This is a genomic window from Planktothrix sp. FACHB-1365, assembly GCF_014697575.1.
Taxonomy (GTDB): domain Bacteria; phylum Cyanobacteriota; class Cyanobacteriia; order Cyanobacteriales; family Microcoleaceae; genus Planktothrix.
The window spans coordinates 284,363-299,437 of sequence record NZ_JACJSC010000003.1 but is presented as its reverse complement, the minus strand read 5'-3'; the positions used below and the strand labels follow the sequence as shown (position 1 = coordinate 299,437).

At 41.8% G+C, this 15,075-nt stretch carries 10 protein-coding genes and 1 tRNA gene; 2 read left to right on the top strand and 9 right to left on the bottom strand.

Going from position 1 to position 15,075, the window contains the following annotated elements:
• Positions 1–25 precede the first annotated feature (25 nt).
• Positions 26–1,993 (bottom strand): acetate--CoA ligase, encoded by a 1,968-nt coding sequence (acs, locus tag H6G57_RS07185; protein ID WP_190517200.1) that lies wholly within the window; start codon positions 1,991–1,993, stop codon positions 26–28.
• A gap of 230 nt (positions 1,994–2,223) precedes the next feature.
• Between acs and H6G57_RS07180 the strand changes: the two genes are divergently transcribed.
• Positions 2,224–4,404 (top strand): serine/threonine-protein kinase, encoded by a 2,181-nt coding sequence (locus H6G57_RS07180; RefSeq protein WP_190517198.1) that lies wholly within the window; start codon positions 2,224–2,226, stop codon positions 4,402–4,404.
• A gap of 15 nt (positions 4,405–4,419) precedes the next feature.
• On the opposite strand, the gene H6G57_RS07175 is transcribed toward H6G57_RS07180, so the two are convergent.
• The 4 genes from H6G57_RS07175 to H6G57_RS07160 form a co-directional block, all read right to left on the bottom strand.
• On the bottom strand, positions 4,420–4,851 hold the full coding sequence (locus tag H6G57_RS07175; RefSeq protein WP_190517197.1) for a hypothetical protein: 432 nt from the start codon (positions 4,849–4,851) through the stop codon (positions 4,420–4,422).
• Between the two features lie 52 nt (positions 4,852–4,903).
• Positions 4,904–5,764 carry a shikimate dehydrogenase gene (locus tag H6G57_RS07170; RefSeq protein WP_190517195.1) on the bottom strand — a complete coding sequence of 287 codons (861 nt, stop codon included), beginning with the start codon at positions 5,762–5,764 and terminating at the stop codon, positions 4,904–4,906.
• A gap of 171 nt (positions 5,765–5,935) precedes the next feature.
• Positions 5,936–6,007, bottom strand: a tRNA-Gly gene (locus tag H6G57_RS07165).
• Between the two features lie 129 nt (positions 6,008–6,136).
• Entirely contained in the window at positions 6,137–7,864 is a 1,728-nt protein-coding gene (locus H6G57_RS07160; RefSeq protein WP_190517194.1) for a SulP family inorganic anion transporter, read from the bottom strand.
• Positions 7,865–8,343: 479 nt separating this feature from the next.
• Between H6G57_RS07160 and H6G57_RS07155 the strand changes: the two genes are divergently transcribed.
• Positions 8,344–9,315, top strand: a complete 972-nt coding sequence (locus tag H6G57_RS07155; RefSeq protein WP_190517192.1) for a LysR family transcriptional regulator — start codon at positions 8,344–8,346, stop codon at positions 9,313–9,315.
• Between the two features lie 156 nt (positions 9,316–9,471).
• Here the strand turns inward: H6G57_RS07155 and H6G57_RS07150 are convergent, their stop codons facing one another.
• The 4 genes from H6G57_RS07150 to H6G57_RS07135 form a co-directional block, all read right to left on the bottom strand.
• Positions 9,472–10,326, bottom strand: coding sequence for a nitrate ABC transporter ATP-binding protein (locus H6G57_RS07150; protein WP_190517190.1), 855 nt, complete (start codon positions 10,324–10,326; stop codon positions 9,472–9,474).
• A 261-nt stretch (positions 10,327–10,587) separates the two neighbouring features.
• Positions 10,588–12,594, bottom strand: a complete 2,007-nt coding sequence (locus H6G57_RS07145) for a nitrate ABC transporter ATP-binding protein (RefSeq protein WP_190517188.1) — start codon at positions 12,592–12,594, stop codon at positions 10,588–10,590.
• Between the two features lie 69 nt (positions 12,595–12,663).
• Positions 12,664–13,512, bottom strand: coding sequence for a nitrate ABC transporter permease (gene ntrB, locus H6G57_RS07140; RefSeq protein WP_190517187.1), 849 nt, complete (start codon positions 13,510–13,512; stop codon positions 12,664–12,666).
• A 119-nt stretch (positions 13,513–13,631) separates the two neighbouring features.
• Positions 13,632–15,002, bottom strand: a complete 1,371-nt coding sequence (locus tag H6G57_RS07135; RefSeq protein ID WP_190517185.1) for a CmpA/NrtA family ABC transporter substrate-binding protein — start codon at positions 15,000–15,002, stop codon at positions 13,632–13,634.
• Between the last annotated feature and the right edge of the window lie 73 nt (positions 15,003–15,075).

The window sequence follows — 15,075 nt, the reverse complement described above, 5'->3', positions numbered from 1 at the left end:
CTGATAACTGATAACTGATAACTTTCTACGCCCCACCGCGCAATTTTTCTAATACACTGCGATCCTGTAACGTAGAAGTATCTCCGGTAATTTCCTGACCGGATGCGAGCGATCGCAATAACCGCCGCATAATCTTCCCAGACCGGGTTTTCGGTAAATCATCCGTAAACCGAATTTCCCCAGGACGAGCTAAAGCGCCAATTTCGCTAACAACGTGCTTTTTGAGTTCCTTGGCTAACTCATCAGAGGCTTCTTTCCCTTCCTCCAAAGTCACAAACGCCACAATATCCTCACCCTTAATTTCATCGGGTTTCCCCACCACCGCCGCCTCAGCCACCGCCGGATGGGACACTAACGCCGACTCAATTTCCATCGTCCCTAAACGGTGTCCTGACACATTGATCACGTCATCCACCCGACCCATGACCCAGAAATAACCATCTCGGTCTTGATGGGCTCCATCTCCTGCAAAATAAAGGTTTCCGCCTTCTTTCGGCTTTAAATATTCCCAATACGTCCGACGGAAGCGATCGGGATCACCATACACCGTCCGCATCATTCCCGGCCAGGGATAACGCACCACCAAATAGCCGCCACTTTCATCGGTTACGGGGTTTCCTTCCGTATCCACAATATCGGCTAAAATTCCAGGGAAGGGTAAAGTTGCTGAACCGGGTTTAGTCGAAGTGGCTCCGGGTAAGGGTGTAATCATAAACCCACCCGTTTCCGTTTGCCACCAAGTATCGACAATGGGGCAATTGCCGTTTCCAATCACGCGATGATACCACATCCAAGCTTCCGGGTTAATGGGTTCTCCAACGGTTCCTAACAGGCGCAGAGACGATAAATTACGGGACTTGGGATGATGTTCTCCCATCTTCATAAATGCCCGAATAGCGGTTGGTGCGGTATAGAAAATCGTCACCCCGTATTTTTCCACCACATCCCAAAAACAACCGGGATTAGAATTACGGGGAGCTCCTTCATACATTACCGTTGTCGCCCCATTGGATAACGGCCCATACACAATATAACTATGTCCGGTGATCCAACCGACATCGGCCGTACACCAATAAACATCGGTATCCTGTAAGTCAAAAGCCCATTTATTCGTGATGTGGGTGTAGAGGTTATATCCCCCTGTGGTGTGGACAACGCCCTTGGGTTTCCCGGTTGTCCCACTGGTGTAGAGGATGAACAGCATATCCTCACTATCCATCGGTTCGGCGGGACAGTCGGCGGATACTCCTTGTCTGAGATCATGCCACCAATGATCTCGTCCCGGTTCCATATTAATTTTTTGGGCCGTTCTCTGCACGACTAAAACGTTCTCAACGTTCTTCGCCCCTGCATCAATGGCTTTATCCACTTGTTCTTTGAGGGGGACAATGGCATCTTTTCGCCAGCCACCATCGGCGGTAATCACCAGTTTAGCTTCTGCATCCACTAAGCGATCTTTTAAGGCTTCAGCACTAAACCCGCCAAAAACAACGGTATGGGGGGCTCCAATTCGCGCACAGGCTAACATGGCGATGGCAGCTTCGGGTATCATGGGCATATAAATGCCAATGCGATCGCCTTTTTGAACCCCTAACTGTTTGAGAACGTTAGCCATTTGGCAAACTTCCCGATGCAGTTGCAAGTAAGTTAACGTCCGAGAGTCTCCGGGTTCCCCTTCCCAAATTAAGGCGGCTTTATTTTTCCGCCAGGTTGTTAAGTGGCGATCTAAACAATTATAAGAAATGTTAATTTTGCCATTAACAAACCACTTAGCAAAGGGCGGTTGCCAGTCTAACACTTGATCCCATTTTTGAAACCAATGCAGTTCTGTTTCCGCTAATTCTGCCCAGAACGCTTCCGGGTTGGCTTTGGCTTTTTCATAGAGTTGTTTATACTCTTCTAAGCTTTTAATATGAGCATTCTGGGAAAACTCTGGTGTCGGTGCAAATAACCGATTTTCTTGCAAAATGGATTCTATCGTTGGTTGTGACATAATCAGTAATCAGTAATCAGTTATCAGTTATCAGTGTAAGAGTTAAGAGTTAAGGGTTAAGAATGGGCTTGATAATTCTTAACTTTACTGATTACTGATTAAGCTGTGTAGACATTTATAGCCTATAATTTAGTAAGCAAGGACGCTGGCACTACTTATATATAAAGATTTTTGAATCAGAAATTTAGATGCTTAACCGCTTACTGATTACTGTTTACTGATTACTAATTATGGAAATGATTGGTCAACTGTTAGATCGAAGATATCGAATTGTGCAAGTCTTAAGTTCGGGGGCCTTTGGACAAACCTATCTGGCTGCGGATACCCGTCGTCCGGGTCATCCCCAATGTGTGGTTAAACAATTACGTCCACCGAGTAATAATTCTAATGTCTTAAAAACAGCACTGCGGTTATTTCGTCAAGAAGCAGAAATCTTAGAACGGTTGGGACGACATGATCAAATTCCCCAATTATTAGCTTATTTTGAAGATCATAATCAATTTTATTTAATTGAAGAATTTGTCAGTGGGCATCCGTTGATGAAGGAGTTAGTTCCGGGAAATCCTTGGTCAGAAGAACGAGTGATTTTATTAATTGAAGATATTTTAGAAATTTTGGTTTTTGTTCATGAAAACGAAGTGATTCATCGAGATGTTAATCCTTCTAATTTAATTCGCCGTAAATCTGATGATAAATTAGTTTTAATTGATTTTGGTTCCGTCAAAGAAACCAGTACGCGACTGGCGGATGGCAATGGACAAGCGTTGCGAACTATTGCGACGGGAACCCCTTCTTATATGCCCATTGAACAGTTCCAAGGTCATCCCCAATATAATAGTGATATTTATGCTGTGGGCATGATTGCCATTCAAGCCATTACTGGGTTAGAAGCGTCTGATTTACCAAAATTACAAGATCCGAGCTTATCGAATAACGGAGAATTAAGTTGGCGAAATTATGCTAAAGTCAGTCCAGGATTAGCCCATGTGATTGATAAAATGGTTCATCCTTATTATAGCAAACGTTATGCAACGGTGATCGATGTTTTAGATGATTTAAGAAAAGCCACAGGACGTTCAGGGTTTAATATTAATAAGTTAAAAAACTTTCCCACTTATCAAGAGGAGAAACCACCGATTGAATGGGGTAAAATTATAGCGATCACGACCACGGGCTTAGTCGGTTTAATCGTGATTTTTGGAGTGGTGCAAGTTGCCAATCGTCCCGATCCCATTAAAGCGGAAAATGCTTTAAAAAAAGGGGTGGAAAAAGCAGAGAATGGGGATTCTAAAGGGGCAATTCGATTTTTTAATCAAGCGATAAAACTTAACCCTAGTAATCCAGAATTTTATCATAAACGGGCTAATGCTTACTATGACTTGAACGAATATGATCAAGCTTTAGCAGATTATACCAAAGCCATTGAACTCAATCCTAACTATACAAATGCTTATTTTAATCGGGGTTTAACCCGTTATGATCTGAAGGATTTAGCGGGGGCTTTAGCAGATTATAATCAAGTCATCAAACAACAACCTCAAGATGGAGATGCTTTTTATAAAAGAGGTTTAGTTTATTATGAGATGGAAGATTATGAGAATGCCATTCAAGATTATAATACGGTTTTAAAACTGCAACCCGAACAAGCAAAAGCTTATCGAGCTAGAGGAACTGCACGGGTAAAATCTGGGGATTTACAAGGAGGAATGGCTGATTATACCCAAGCTATTCAGATCGAACCTAAAAACCCGATTGGATATTATGATCGAGGTCGATCAAGATTTCATTTAGGAGATTATCAAGGCGCTTTAGGAGATTATAATACCGTCTTACAACTTGATCCCAATAATGCCGAAGCCTACGCTAATCGCTGTAGCGTTTATATTAATTTATGGAACTATAATCAAGCAATTACAGACTGTACGGAAGCCATTAACCGTGTTCCGAATGAAGTGGCTTATAATAACCGTTGTATTGCCTATTTAAACCTCAAAGATTATTCAAAAGCCATCGAAGATTGCTCAAAAGCAATTGAACTGACAGGGAATGATTATAAAGCTTATAGTAATCGAGGATTAGCTCGTTTTGGTGCTCAAGATTATGAAGGATCAATTGCTGATTATACCAGGGGTATTAATATTAATCCGAATGATGCTGAAGCCTATGGAAATCGCGCTCAAGTTTATGTTAAAATGAAAAATTATGATCAAGCGATCGCCGATTATGCTCAAGCCATTCGTCTGAAACCCAATTATGCAGGCGCCTATTATGGTCGGGGATTAGTTCGGGTTGAAATTGGGGATAAAAGCGGTGCAATTAGCGATTTTGAACAGGCGGGGAAACTCTATTTGGAACAAGGCTTAACCGGGGGTTATAAAGATGCCCAGTTCCAAATGAAAAAATTAGAATAAAGGTGTTAGTCGAGTTTATCGACCAATGGGATGCTTAAAACCAGAGGCTTTAAATTGTTTGAGTTGTAAAGGAGGTTCCAGGTTAGAGGGAATGGAAATTCTAAATTCAAAATCACTAATCCCTGGAGGAACAATATCAATGCTTCCTAAACGTCCTCGATTTTGCATTACGGGATTATTGGTAGCATCATAAATCCGACCAAAAATATCAGCATCGACAACGACTTTCCCCGATGTATTATTAGCTTTTCCCATAATAATAAAACAGTAAGCATCTTGGCTCGAACCACTAGAAACGGCACCTTCTGCTAATTCCGGGGGACAATCTTTATAACTTAAATCTTGGAGTTGAATGGGAATTAATGCCCAAGCGGGAGGAGTCCAAAAGCTGGTAATTAAAAACCAGAAACAGGCGCCAACAATAACCGATAAAGTTCTGAATTTCATAGACGATAAAAAGGGCGATCAAACCCAAAATTGACGGAAAGATTGAGTCTTTTTAGGACTCTAAATAGTGCTGTAGAGACTGACGCATGATTTCAACAGGAACAGGTTGCTGTAACCACAATTGTAAAGCGGCGGCTCCCTGCTGTATTAACATGGGTAGTCCATTTAAAATCATCGCACCTCTAGTGGCGGCTAAATTTAAAAATTCAGTCGTTCGAGGAATATAAATTAAATCATAGGCGATCGCACCTAATTTAATCTTGTCCATCACCGATGCTTCAAGGGGAGACTCCCCAACGTGGGGATACATTCCCACCGGGGTCGTATTCACCAGTAAGTCGGCTTGAGGAAGTAAGCTCGATAATTGATCCCAAGGACAGGTTTTAACCGCAACGGCTAAGGGAGACACCCGCCAACTGTCTTGGAAGGTTGCTAATTTCTGGGGGTCACGACCGACCACATAAATTTCCTTGATTCCTAATTCTACACATCCCGCTACAACCGCCCTCGCCGCCCCGCCATAACCGAGAATGACCGCCACTTTATCATTCCACTGTTGATGATACACTTCTAAGGGCGTAAGAAACCCTACAACATCCGTATTTGTGCCACTCCAGCCGTTATGGGTACACCAAACCGTATTCACTGCACCTACGGATTGTGCTAAAGTTGTTACCTCGGATAAAAAGGGTAAAATCGCCTGTTTGTGAGGAATTGTTACATTAAATCCTTGTACACCAATTGCCGTAAATCCTTCAAGAGCGGTTTTTAAATTAGGGGGGGAAATGGCAAAAGGAAGGTAAACATAATCTACACCCAAATGGGCGATCGCCGCATTCTGCATCACTGGAGACAGCGAATGTTCAATGGGATAACCTATCACCCCTAATAGTTTCGTAGTTCCTTTAATCATCATCAATATTTATTCGCTCCCCTAAACTTAATATTGAGCTTCCCTATCTTATAGCTGTTGATTAGTCAGTATATAATAGGGCGTATCCTTGAATTATTAAGGCTAGATCCGTTAAAAGATACGGGTGTAATTCAGTTAGAGAATATTCCATTCAGGAGGTTAGCAGAGTGAAGCGGACGATGGGACTCGAACCCACGACGTTCACCTTGGGAAGGTGACATTCTACCACTGAATTACGTCCGCGAATTTTTCAAACCTTATTGAATTATAACATAATTTCCCTAATTTTCAATAGTCGCAATCGGTGAAACCAGAAAAACCCGTGAATAGCAACGCTAGAATTAGCAAGGGAACTCACGGGTTAGGAATGGCTTAAATTATTTCGGAGTTGGTTGTGATAATCGGTTTTTGAGCATCACTGGGGCTAGTATTCAGCATTTCATCACTGTAGGCGGGAGGAGTAATCAGTGTTAAAGCTTGTTGTAAGGCTTCTTTCCGTTGCAGAATTAAATGATGAGAAGGGATCATATCTAAAATCTTAAAGCGTTCTAAGCGTTGTTTAATCTTACCTGCGGCGCCAACAATAAAGACGTGACGGCCTTTATCCACTGCATCCTTAATGGCATTTTCAATGGCTAGAGAAGCCGTAACCCCCAACATCGGGACATCGCTTAAGTCAAAAATCAACACATCATAATTTTGGGCCACCGATTCTTCACGGGCAATGGCCTTCGCGACCCCAAAAATCATCGGGCCACTGAGATAGAATAACAATACTCGACCTTGACCCGCAGCGAGTAACTCTTTTTCCTCCGGGCTCATGACAATGGCATCATCTTCATCACTAATGGCTTTCACATCTTGAGCTTGCATATCACTCAAGCGTTCAATGGTGAGAATATTAGCAATAAATACCCCCACACCCACAGCAACAATTAAGTCAACAAATACCGTTAATAACATCACGCCGTACATAATAATCGCTCCTTTAGCAGAAACGACGTGAGCACGTTTGAGGAAACTCCAATCGAGAATATCAATCCCCACTTTCAGGGCAATTCCGGCTAACACCGCCATCGGAATACTTTGGGTAAGACTTGCGGCACCTAAAATCACAATCAGCAGAATTACCGCACGGGTAATTCCAGATAAGGCACTTTTTGCACCCGTTTGGATATTAACAACGGTTCCCATTGTTGCACCCGCACCGGGTAATCCGCCACAAATTCCCGATACCATATTGGCAATTCCTTGACCAATTAATTCTTTATTAGAATCGTGTTGAGTCCGGGTAATACTATCAGCAATTACGGCCGTTAATAACGTATCAATACAACCTAACATCCCCAACATTACCCCATCCACTAACATGATGGTCAGTTGGTCGAAGCTAAACACAGGCATTTGCAGGACGGGGAGTCCGGTGGGAATTTCACCAATGCGACGAATATCAACCCCTTGGAAAAAGATTAAAGAAACGACTGTACCAATGACTAATGCCACTAATTGAGGGGGAACAATTCGCTTAAATTTGGATGGCATTAGGAAAATAATTGCCAAGGTTAAGCCTGCCAATGTGGCGTCTACAGGATTGATATTTGTCAATAGTTCCGGTAGGCTTTGGATGGTTCCCAATACACCGCCCTTGGGTGTGGCTTGCCCTAAAAACGGTGGGATTTGTAAGATGATTAAAATGATCCCAATCCCCGACATAAAGCCGGAAATCACGCTATAGGGCATCAAGGTAATATATTTACCCAGTTTGAATACCCCAAAAATAATTTGAAATAACCCCGCAATCATGACAACGGTAAACGCCATAGCCAAACCGTTATCGGGGTTTTTTGCCATCAAACTGGCGACAATGGTGGTCATTACCACCGTCATTGGGCCAGTGGGTTCGGAAATTAACGTGGGTGTGCCTCCGAATAAAGCCGCGAAAAAGCCCACACAGACTGCACCGTAAAGACCCGCAACCGGGCCAACACCTGATGCAACCCCGAAAGCCAAGGCAAGGGGTAGGGAGACAATGGCGGCGGTCAGTCCCCCAAATAGATCCCCCCGTAGATTATCAAACTTGATCTGGTTGAACACTTGCATAGAGAAATGTTAGGCTCCTGTTATTGTTTTTTGACTATTGTTAAAACACGGACTATTGATTTTTATCTATCGTGAAGCTTATCATTATCCCAACAGCGATCGCAAGCTCTCATTGAAAAATTTTTATCCTGAAATCTGGAATAGCCAGGAAGCCCAACCAGAAGCAACTTGACGGAATCGGAACTTTAACGGGTTAGGGCTAAAAGTATTGAATAAAAAAACAACTTAGGTCAGGGTGAATCAGTTATAATCTATCAAGGAATTCATCTAATCGATTTAAGTTCAATTTCCTCAAAATCCTGATGGTGTAAAGATTTTCGAGAATTTCGACCCTCAACAAGTGTAGATAACTTTTACTTATATAGTTTTTGGTTTATACAAAACGATAAATTTATTGATTTATATCTATAATAAAAACAGCAGGAACCTTGGACAGCTTTTGATTTCATAACCATAATGACTCAAGGAGGGATAGACTCTTGATGCAGGCAACTTTACATCAATTAAAAGTATTCGAGGCGGTGGCGCGTCATAGTAGCTTTACGAAAGCCGCCGAGGAATTGATGATTACACAACCAACGGTTTCAACTCAAGTTAAACAACTGACTCAAACCATTGGTTTACCATTATTTGAACAAATTGGCAAGCAACTGTATCTGACTGAAGCCGGAGAAGCGTTGCTATCTACTTGTCAGAATATTTTTGAACAGTTGGATAATTTAGAAATGCAAGTTGCGGCTTTAAAAGGCACAAAACAGGGACGGTTGCGGTTAGGAGTTGTTTCAACGGCTAAATATTTTGTTCCCAGAGTGTTAGGGCATTTTTGTCAACAATATCCAGGGATTGATATTGCTTTACAGGTGACTAATCATGCCACATTAATTCAACGAATGCAAGACAATCAAGATGATTTGTATATCCTGAGTCAACCTCCTGAAGATTTAGCATTATCCAGTCAACCGTTTTTAGATAATCCCTTAGTGGTTGTATCCCGACAAGATCATCCTTTAGCAGGAGAAAAAAATATTCCGATTAAATCTTTAGCGGGAGAACCCTTTATTATGCGAGAACAAGGTTCAGGAACACGACAATCGGTTCAAAAGCTATTTGAACGGTATAAAGTTGGGGTGAAAGTTCGTTTAGAATTAGGGAGTAATGAAGCAATTAAACAAGCGATCGCTGGAGGTTTAGGGCTTTCGGTTTTATCTCAACATACCTTAATTGCAGAACAGTTAATGGGGGAACTGACTATTTTAGATGTACAACATTTTCCGATTCATCTGCGGTGGTATGTGACTCATTTAGAAGGGAAACAACTGTCTATTATTGCAGAAACTTTCTTAAAATTTTTATTAGAAAATAGTAATCATGTTCCCCTATTAGGAACCCTGGCTTTACAGAGTGGAACGTTGCTCGGAAATCATCAGGTAGATTTAGTTAAAATGGGATGAAATCGGTTAGGGTGCGGAAAGGAAATGACATTTTAATTCATCTAAATATCCCCTGTAGGGCGAGGTTTTCTCGCCCTTAACTGCTTTAAATCCTTCTAAGATTAAAACCCCGGTTTCTTGAAGAAACTAGGGTTTTAGGGTGTAGTCAAAAATTATTTATTCATCATCATGGGCAAAGCGACGATAAAGGAAATCTAGGGCATAATTTCTGAGGTTATAATATTCGGGATCTTCCATAATTTGAGTGCGATCGCGGGGACGTTCAAAGGGAATTTCTAAGATTTCTCCAATAGTTGCCGAGGGGCCATTTGTCATCATCACTAACCGATCTGCTAAGAATAATGCCTCATCAATATCATGGGTAATCATCAATACTGTACAGCGATGATCATTCCAAATTTTTAACAATTCTTCCTGCAATTCTTCTTTAGTAATTGCATCCAACGCCCCAAAAGGTTCATCTAAAATTAACACTTCAGGACGAATAGCTAAAGCCCGTGCGATCGCCGCCCGTTGTTTCATCCCCCCTGAAATTTGAGGCGGTTTTTTCTCGGCGGCTTCTGATAATCCTACCATCGCTAAATGATCTCGAACAATGGCATTTTTTTCAACTTCTGATTTATTGGGATGAACCGCATTAACGGCTAAATAAACATTTTCAAAGACCGTCCGCCAAGGTAATAAGGCATAGTTTTGAAACACCACCATGCGGTCTGGCCCAGGTTTTAAAATCGGTTTTGAGCGTAATGTCACCTTACCATCTGAAGGAGTATTAAACCCGGAAACCATATTTAATAAAGTAGACTTTCCGCACCCGGAATGTCCGATCACGCAAATAAATTCCCCTTCATTTATCGTGAGATTAACATCTTTTAAAACCGTGTACGGCCCTTTAGCAGTCGGATAAACTTTAGAAACGTGATCAAACACTAAATAAGGCTGAGTTTTCCCCAGGGATTTTTTAGTAAATTTTTGACCAAAGGTAGACACAGAACTTTTAGCAGTAGTCATGGTTATTTTTCCTGAATTTTAAATTTCACAATTTAAAGATATAGAAACCGGGTTTCTTATATGAAATCTAGTTATAGATGCTACAGATTCTTCTCCCACCCCCCCTGTAGAGACGTTGCATGCAACGTCTCTACAGGGGAATATGTAGCAAATATTAAGGGATTTCATATTAGCAAAAATTTTTACTTATTAGCAAAAATCAAGGGAGAAACCCGGTTTCTGAAGAACTCAAAAATCAAGGGAGAAACCCGGTTTCTGAAGTCAAGCCACTTTAATTCGGGGATAATCTAAAACAACTTCTGTCACCGTAAAATCCCGTTTAATTTTCAAACTATTGAGATAACCAATGGGATCTTCAGTATCAAATTTTGTGCCATCAAATAATTGAATAGCGCCCCGACTATAACTAATTTCAGAAAGTCCTAATTCACGGGCGGCGGTACTAAAAGCGCCCACTGCACATAAGCGTTCTAAAATTTCCACCCAGTTGCGGGGGAAAGGAGTATGTCCCCAACGGGCCATTTGAACAATATGCCACAATTGTTCGGTGCGGCTGGGACGGTTGACGCCTTCGCCGAAAAATTGATGATGGGCATATTGACGCATCGGTTGATCCAAATTGCACGCGGTATCATTGGGGTCAGCTAATTGAATATATTCGGCGCGAGTTCCCAGATACGTCCGTTGGGCTAAAATTTGGCGAATTTCATCGGCATTTTCGGGGTCAGCACAATAGGCGGACGCCTCTAATAGTGATTTCACCAAGGCAATATGGGTATTGGGGTAAGCTGCGGCCCAGTCTTCCCGCACCCCTAAGACTTTTCCAGGGTGTCCTGGCCAAATTTCTAAGTCCGTCGCCACGGTAAACCCGACGTCCTCCATCATCGCCCGCAGGTTCCAAGGTTCCCCAACACAGAACCCATCAATAGTGCCAGCTTGCAAGTCCACCACCATTTGGGCGGGCGGAATGGTCAACAGTTCGACATCATGGTCAGGGTCAATACCCCCCGATGCTAACCAATAGCGGAGTAACAGGTTGTGCATGGAACTGGGATGGACAACGCCCATACGATGCTGTTGTTCTGGGTAAGACAGCAACATCCGTTTGAAGTCAGCTAGGCTGTAAATTCCTTGGTCATAGAAGCGACGGGCGAGGGTAATGGCGTTGCCGTTGCGGGTCATGGTGAGGGATGTAATCACCGTTACGGGTTTGGTGTCATCCCCCCCCAAGGTCATCCACAAAGGCATCCCAGAGGGCATCTGAGCCGCGTCTAAATAGCCTCCTGCAATGCCATCGCTAATGCCCCGCCAACTGCTTTCCCGCACCAGATGGACTTCATCGAGGCCGTGTTTTTCAAAAAATCCCAGTTCTTTAGCAACGGCCAGGGGGGCACAGGCGGTGAGGGGAACAAAACCCAATTCTAAATTAATTTTTTCTAAGCCATGACGGGATAAAATTTTATTCTTTTTCGCCCGCATTTTTTTGATGAGTTTTTGTTGGTTGAGGAAATAAATCATTTCACTCCGCAAGCGATAGTAACTGGGGTGTTCTACAACTTGCATCCGTTGACGGGGGCGAGGAATATCTACTTCTAAAATTTGCCCAATTTGTGATTCGGGGCCGTTGGTTAACATCACAATTCGGTCGGATAATAAAACCGCCTCATCGACATCGTGTGTCACCATTAAGGCACTAATTTGATTATCTTGGCAAATCTTCATTAATTGTTCTTGAAGATTTCCCCGTGTTAAGGCATCTAAGGCTCCAAAGGGTTCATCTAATAAAAGTAATTTCGGGCGTAAGGCTAGGGCACGAGCGATAGCAACTCGTTGTTTCATTCCCCCAGATAATTGGGCGGGATATTTATCGACGGCATGGCGTAAACCGACTAAATCAATATGACTTTCAATGATCGTTTTTCGTTCTCCTAACGGTAATCCTTTCATGACAGAATCAACCGCTAAAGCAATATTTTCTCGAACTGTTCGCCAGGGTAATAAGGAATAGTTTTGAAACACTACCATCCGGTCGGGCCCTGGTTTGGTAATTTTTTGACCTTCAATGGTGACAATTCCTTCTGAGGGTAAATCTAACCCGGCTACCATATTTAATAAGGTGGATTTTCCGCAGCCTGAGTGTCCAATTAAGGAAACAAATTCACCTTTTTTGATTTGTAAATCAATGCCTTTGAGGGCTATATATTGACCGCCTCCGGCTAAAGGAAAGACTTTATCAATTTGTTCAACTTCAATTAATGGTTTTGCCATGATTTTAACTCCTTAGTAATGATTTGGGGATGTTGCGGTGCGTGCGCTGCGCTTACGCACCCTACGGGTTTACTTTCTTTCACCGGGAACAATTAATTGTTGAATGTAACCAATACCTCGGTCTAAAATTAAACCGACTGCACCGATATAAACGACGGCTAAAAGAATGTCACTGATATAGTTTTGTTGGTAAGCATCCCAGATAAAGAAACCAATTCCGACGATACCGGACATCACGATTTCGGCTGCAATAATCGCTAACCAAGCTAAACCAACGGCAATTCTTAATCCCGTAAAAATGTAAGGTAAGGCAGAAGGAAACAGAATATTTAAGTAATATTCTTTGCGAGATAACTGCAACACACGAGCAACGTTATTGTAATCATCAGGAATTTGTTTAACGCCTTCTTTGGTATTGATTAAAATCGGCCAAACGGAAGTAATAAAAATCACGAAAATCGCGGCGGGTTGGTTTTGTTGAAAGGCAACTAAGGCAATAGGAACCCAGGCTAAAGGTGCAACCATTCGTAAGAATTGAAATAAGGGATCTAAGGCTTTATCTAAAATTGGGTTTGTTCCGACTAAAATTCCCACGCTAATTCCAACAATGGCAGCAATTGAATAGCCTTGAGCTACCCGTCCTAAACTGGCTAAGGTTTGCCAAAATAAGCCTTTATCTAAACCCCCTCGGTCATAGAAGGGATACATTAATAAAATGCGGGTTTGTTCATTGGTAATTACACTTAATGGCCCTGGTAAACGGGTAATTCCTGATAGAGATAAAAGTTGCCAAACTATTAAAAAACCCAGGGTTCCTATTAAGGGAAGAATAATATTTTGTGAGTTCTTTTTCCAAAATTCACCGAGGTTATCAGCAAAGCTATTTCCATTTGATCTTCTTTTGGCTACGCTTGTCATTTTGTTACAACTCCTTGAAAGTTTTTTCGGTTTACAATAAGAATGGGGAGGATTTACTTTTTAAGAATTAAGAATTATCTATAATTCCTATAGCTTTATTCTTAATTCTAAAGTGATCACTATACTTTTTTGATGGTTAAACTTTGAAGATAAGCTTCAGGATTTGCGGGATCAAAAGTAATTCCATCAAAGAATTTTTCAACTCCTCTTGAAGTTGAAGTCGGAATATCAGCCGTAAATCCAGCTTCTTGAGCCGCTTCCCGCCAAATATCTTCGCGGTTTACCTTATCAACAAGAGCTTTAGCTTGAGCAATATCTTGAATTTGACCTTGATGGAAACCCCAACGAATGCTTTCAGTTAAAAACCATAAATCATGGCTTTTATAGGGATAGGAAACATTACCAATGGGATCTTTCCAATATAACGGCCCTTTATTAAAGTCTTGAATAGCCGGTTTTCCGTCTCCCATCTGATAGTTTCCTTGATAGGGAGGAGTGATCACATCTTTGGGAATATTAAAATAATTCCGCCCGGAAACAATTGTGATTAATTCGGCTCGGTTTTCAGGTTTATCACACCATTGTTGGGCTTCCATTAAGCCTTTTAATAGGGCTTTTGTTGCCTTTGGATTTTGATCAACCCAGTCAGCACGAATGGCTAAATATTCTTCAGGATGATAGGGCCATATTTCATTACTAATACAAGCCATATAACCGATATTATCAGCAACAATTCGATAGGGCCAAGGGTCGCCTGTACTAAAGGCATCCATCGTTCCATTCCGCATTCCCTGAACCGTTTCTGCGGGAGGAACTGCAATCAAATCAATATCAATATCGGGGTCTATTCCGCCTGCTGCAAACCAATAACGAATCCAAAAATCTTGGTTAACATTGGGGAAGGTATGAGCCGCTTTAAATTTACGGCCATTGGTACTGGAAAAACTGCGAATATATTCAGCAGCATTTTTAATATCTAAGCCGATCCCTTTCCCTAAATGGGTATTTGCAATTGCGACACCATTGCCATTTGTATTTAATTGAGCTAAGACATACATAGGAACTTTTTTGCCCCCGGTAATAATGCCTTCTGTCATTAAATGGGGCATAGGCATTTGCCACTGTCCCCCATCAATTCCACCTCCATTTGACCCAATAGTAACGTTATCCCGTGCTGAAGCCCAGTTTGCTTGTTTGGAAACTTCAACATCACTCATACCATACTTAGCAAAAAAGCCTTTTTCTTTAGCAATAATTAATGGAGCAGATTCCACAATGGGAATAAAACCGAGTTTAATTTTTGTGACTTCTGGAGCTTGTTCTGGGCTAATATTTGCCACAGGAACAACTGTACTAGGTGAATTTCCTGCATTCGCTGTGGGTTCGGGTGGGTTGCCTAAACATCCTTTTAAAAAGATGGTACTAGCGGCAGAAACTCCGGCTGTAATTAAAAATTTTCTGCGAGAATAATGGTTTGAAAATTGAGACATAAAATCTCCTAACAACCTGCCTTTAAAACAATAGGTTGCTACTTACAAAATAGGTTTTGTAGTAGTTAAATCA

What these genes read in the sequence shown, in the direction of transcription:
- H6G57_RS07150 (WP_190517190.1), bottom strand. Translation starts at nt 10,326, where the DNA reads ATGACTACTGCTAAAAGTTCTGTGTCTACCTTTGGTCAAAAATTTACT.
- H6G57_RS07145 (WP_190517188.1), bottom strand. Translation starts at nt 12,594, where the DNA reads ATGGCAAAACCATTAATTGAAGTTGAACAAATTGATAAAGTCTTTCCT.
- H6G57_RS07180 (WP_190517198.1), top strand. Translation starts at nt 2,224, where the DNA reads ATGGAAATGATTGGTCAACTGTTAGATCGAAGATATCGAATTGTGCAA.
- H6G57_RS07170 (WP_190517195.1), bottom strand. Translation starts at nt 5,764, where the DNA reads ATGATTAAAGGAACTACGAAACTATTAGGGGTGATAGGTTATCCCATT.
- acs (WP_190517200.1), bottom strand. Translation starts at nt 1,993, where the DNA reads ATGTCACAACCAACGATAGAATCCATTTTGCAAGAAAATCGGTTATTT.
- ntrB (WP_190517187.1), bottom strand. Translation starts at nt 13,512, where the DNA reads ATGACAAGCGTAGCCAAAAGAAGATCAAATGGAAATAGCTTTGCTGAT.
- H6G57_RS07135 (WP_190517185.1), bottom strand. Translation starts at nt 15,002, where the DNA reads ATGTCTCAATTTTCAAACCATTATTCTCGCAGAAAATTTTTAATTACA.
- H6G57_RS07160 (WP_190517194.1), bottom strand. Translation starts at nt 7,864, where the DNA reads ATGCAAGTGTTCAACCAGATCAAGTTTGATAATCTACGGGGGGATCTA.
- H6G57_RS07175 (WP_190517197.1), bottom strand. Translation starts at nt 4,851, where the DNA reads ATGAAATTCAGAACTTTATCGGTTATTGTTGGCGCCTGTTTCTGGTTT.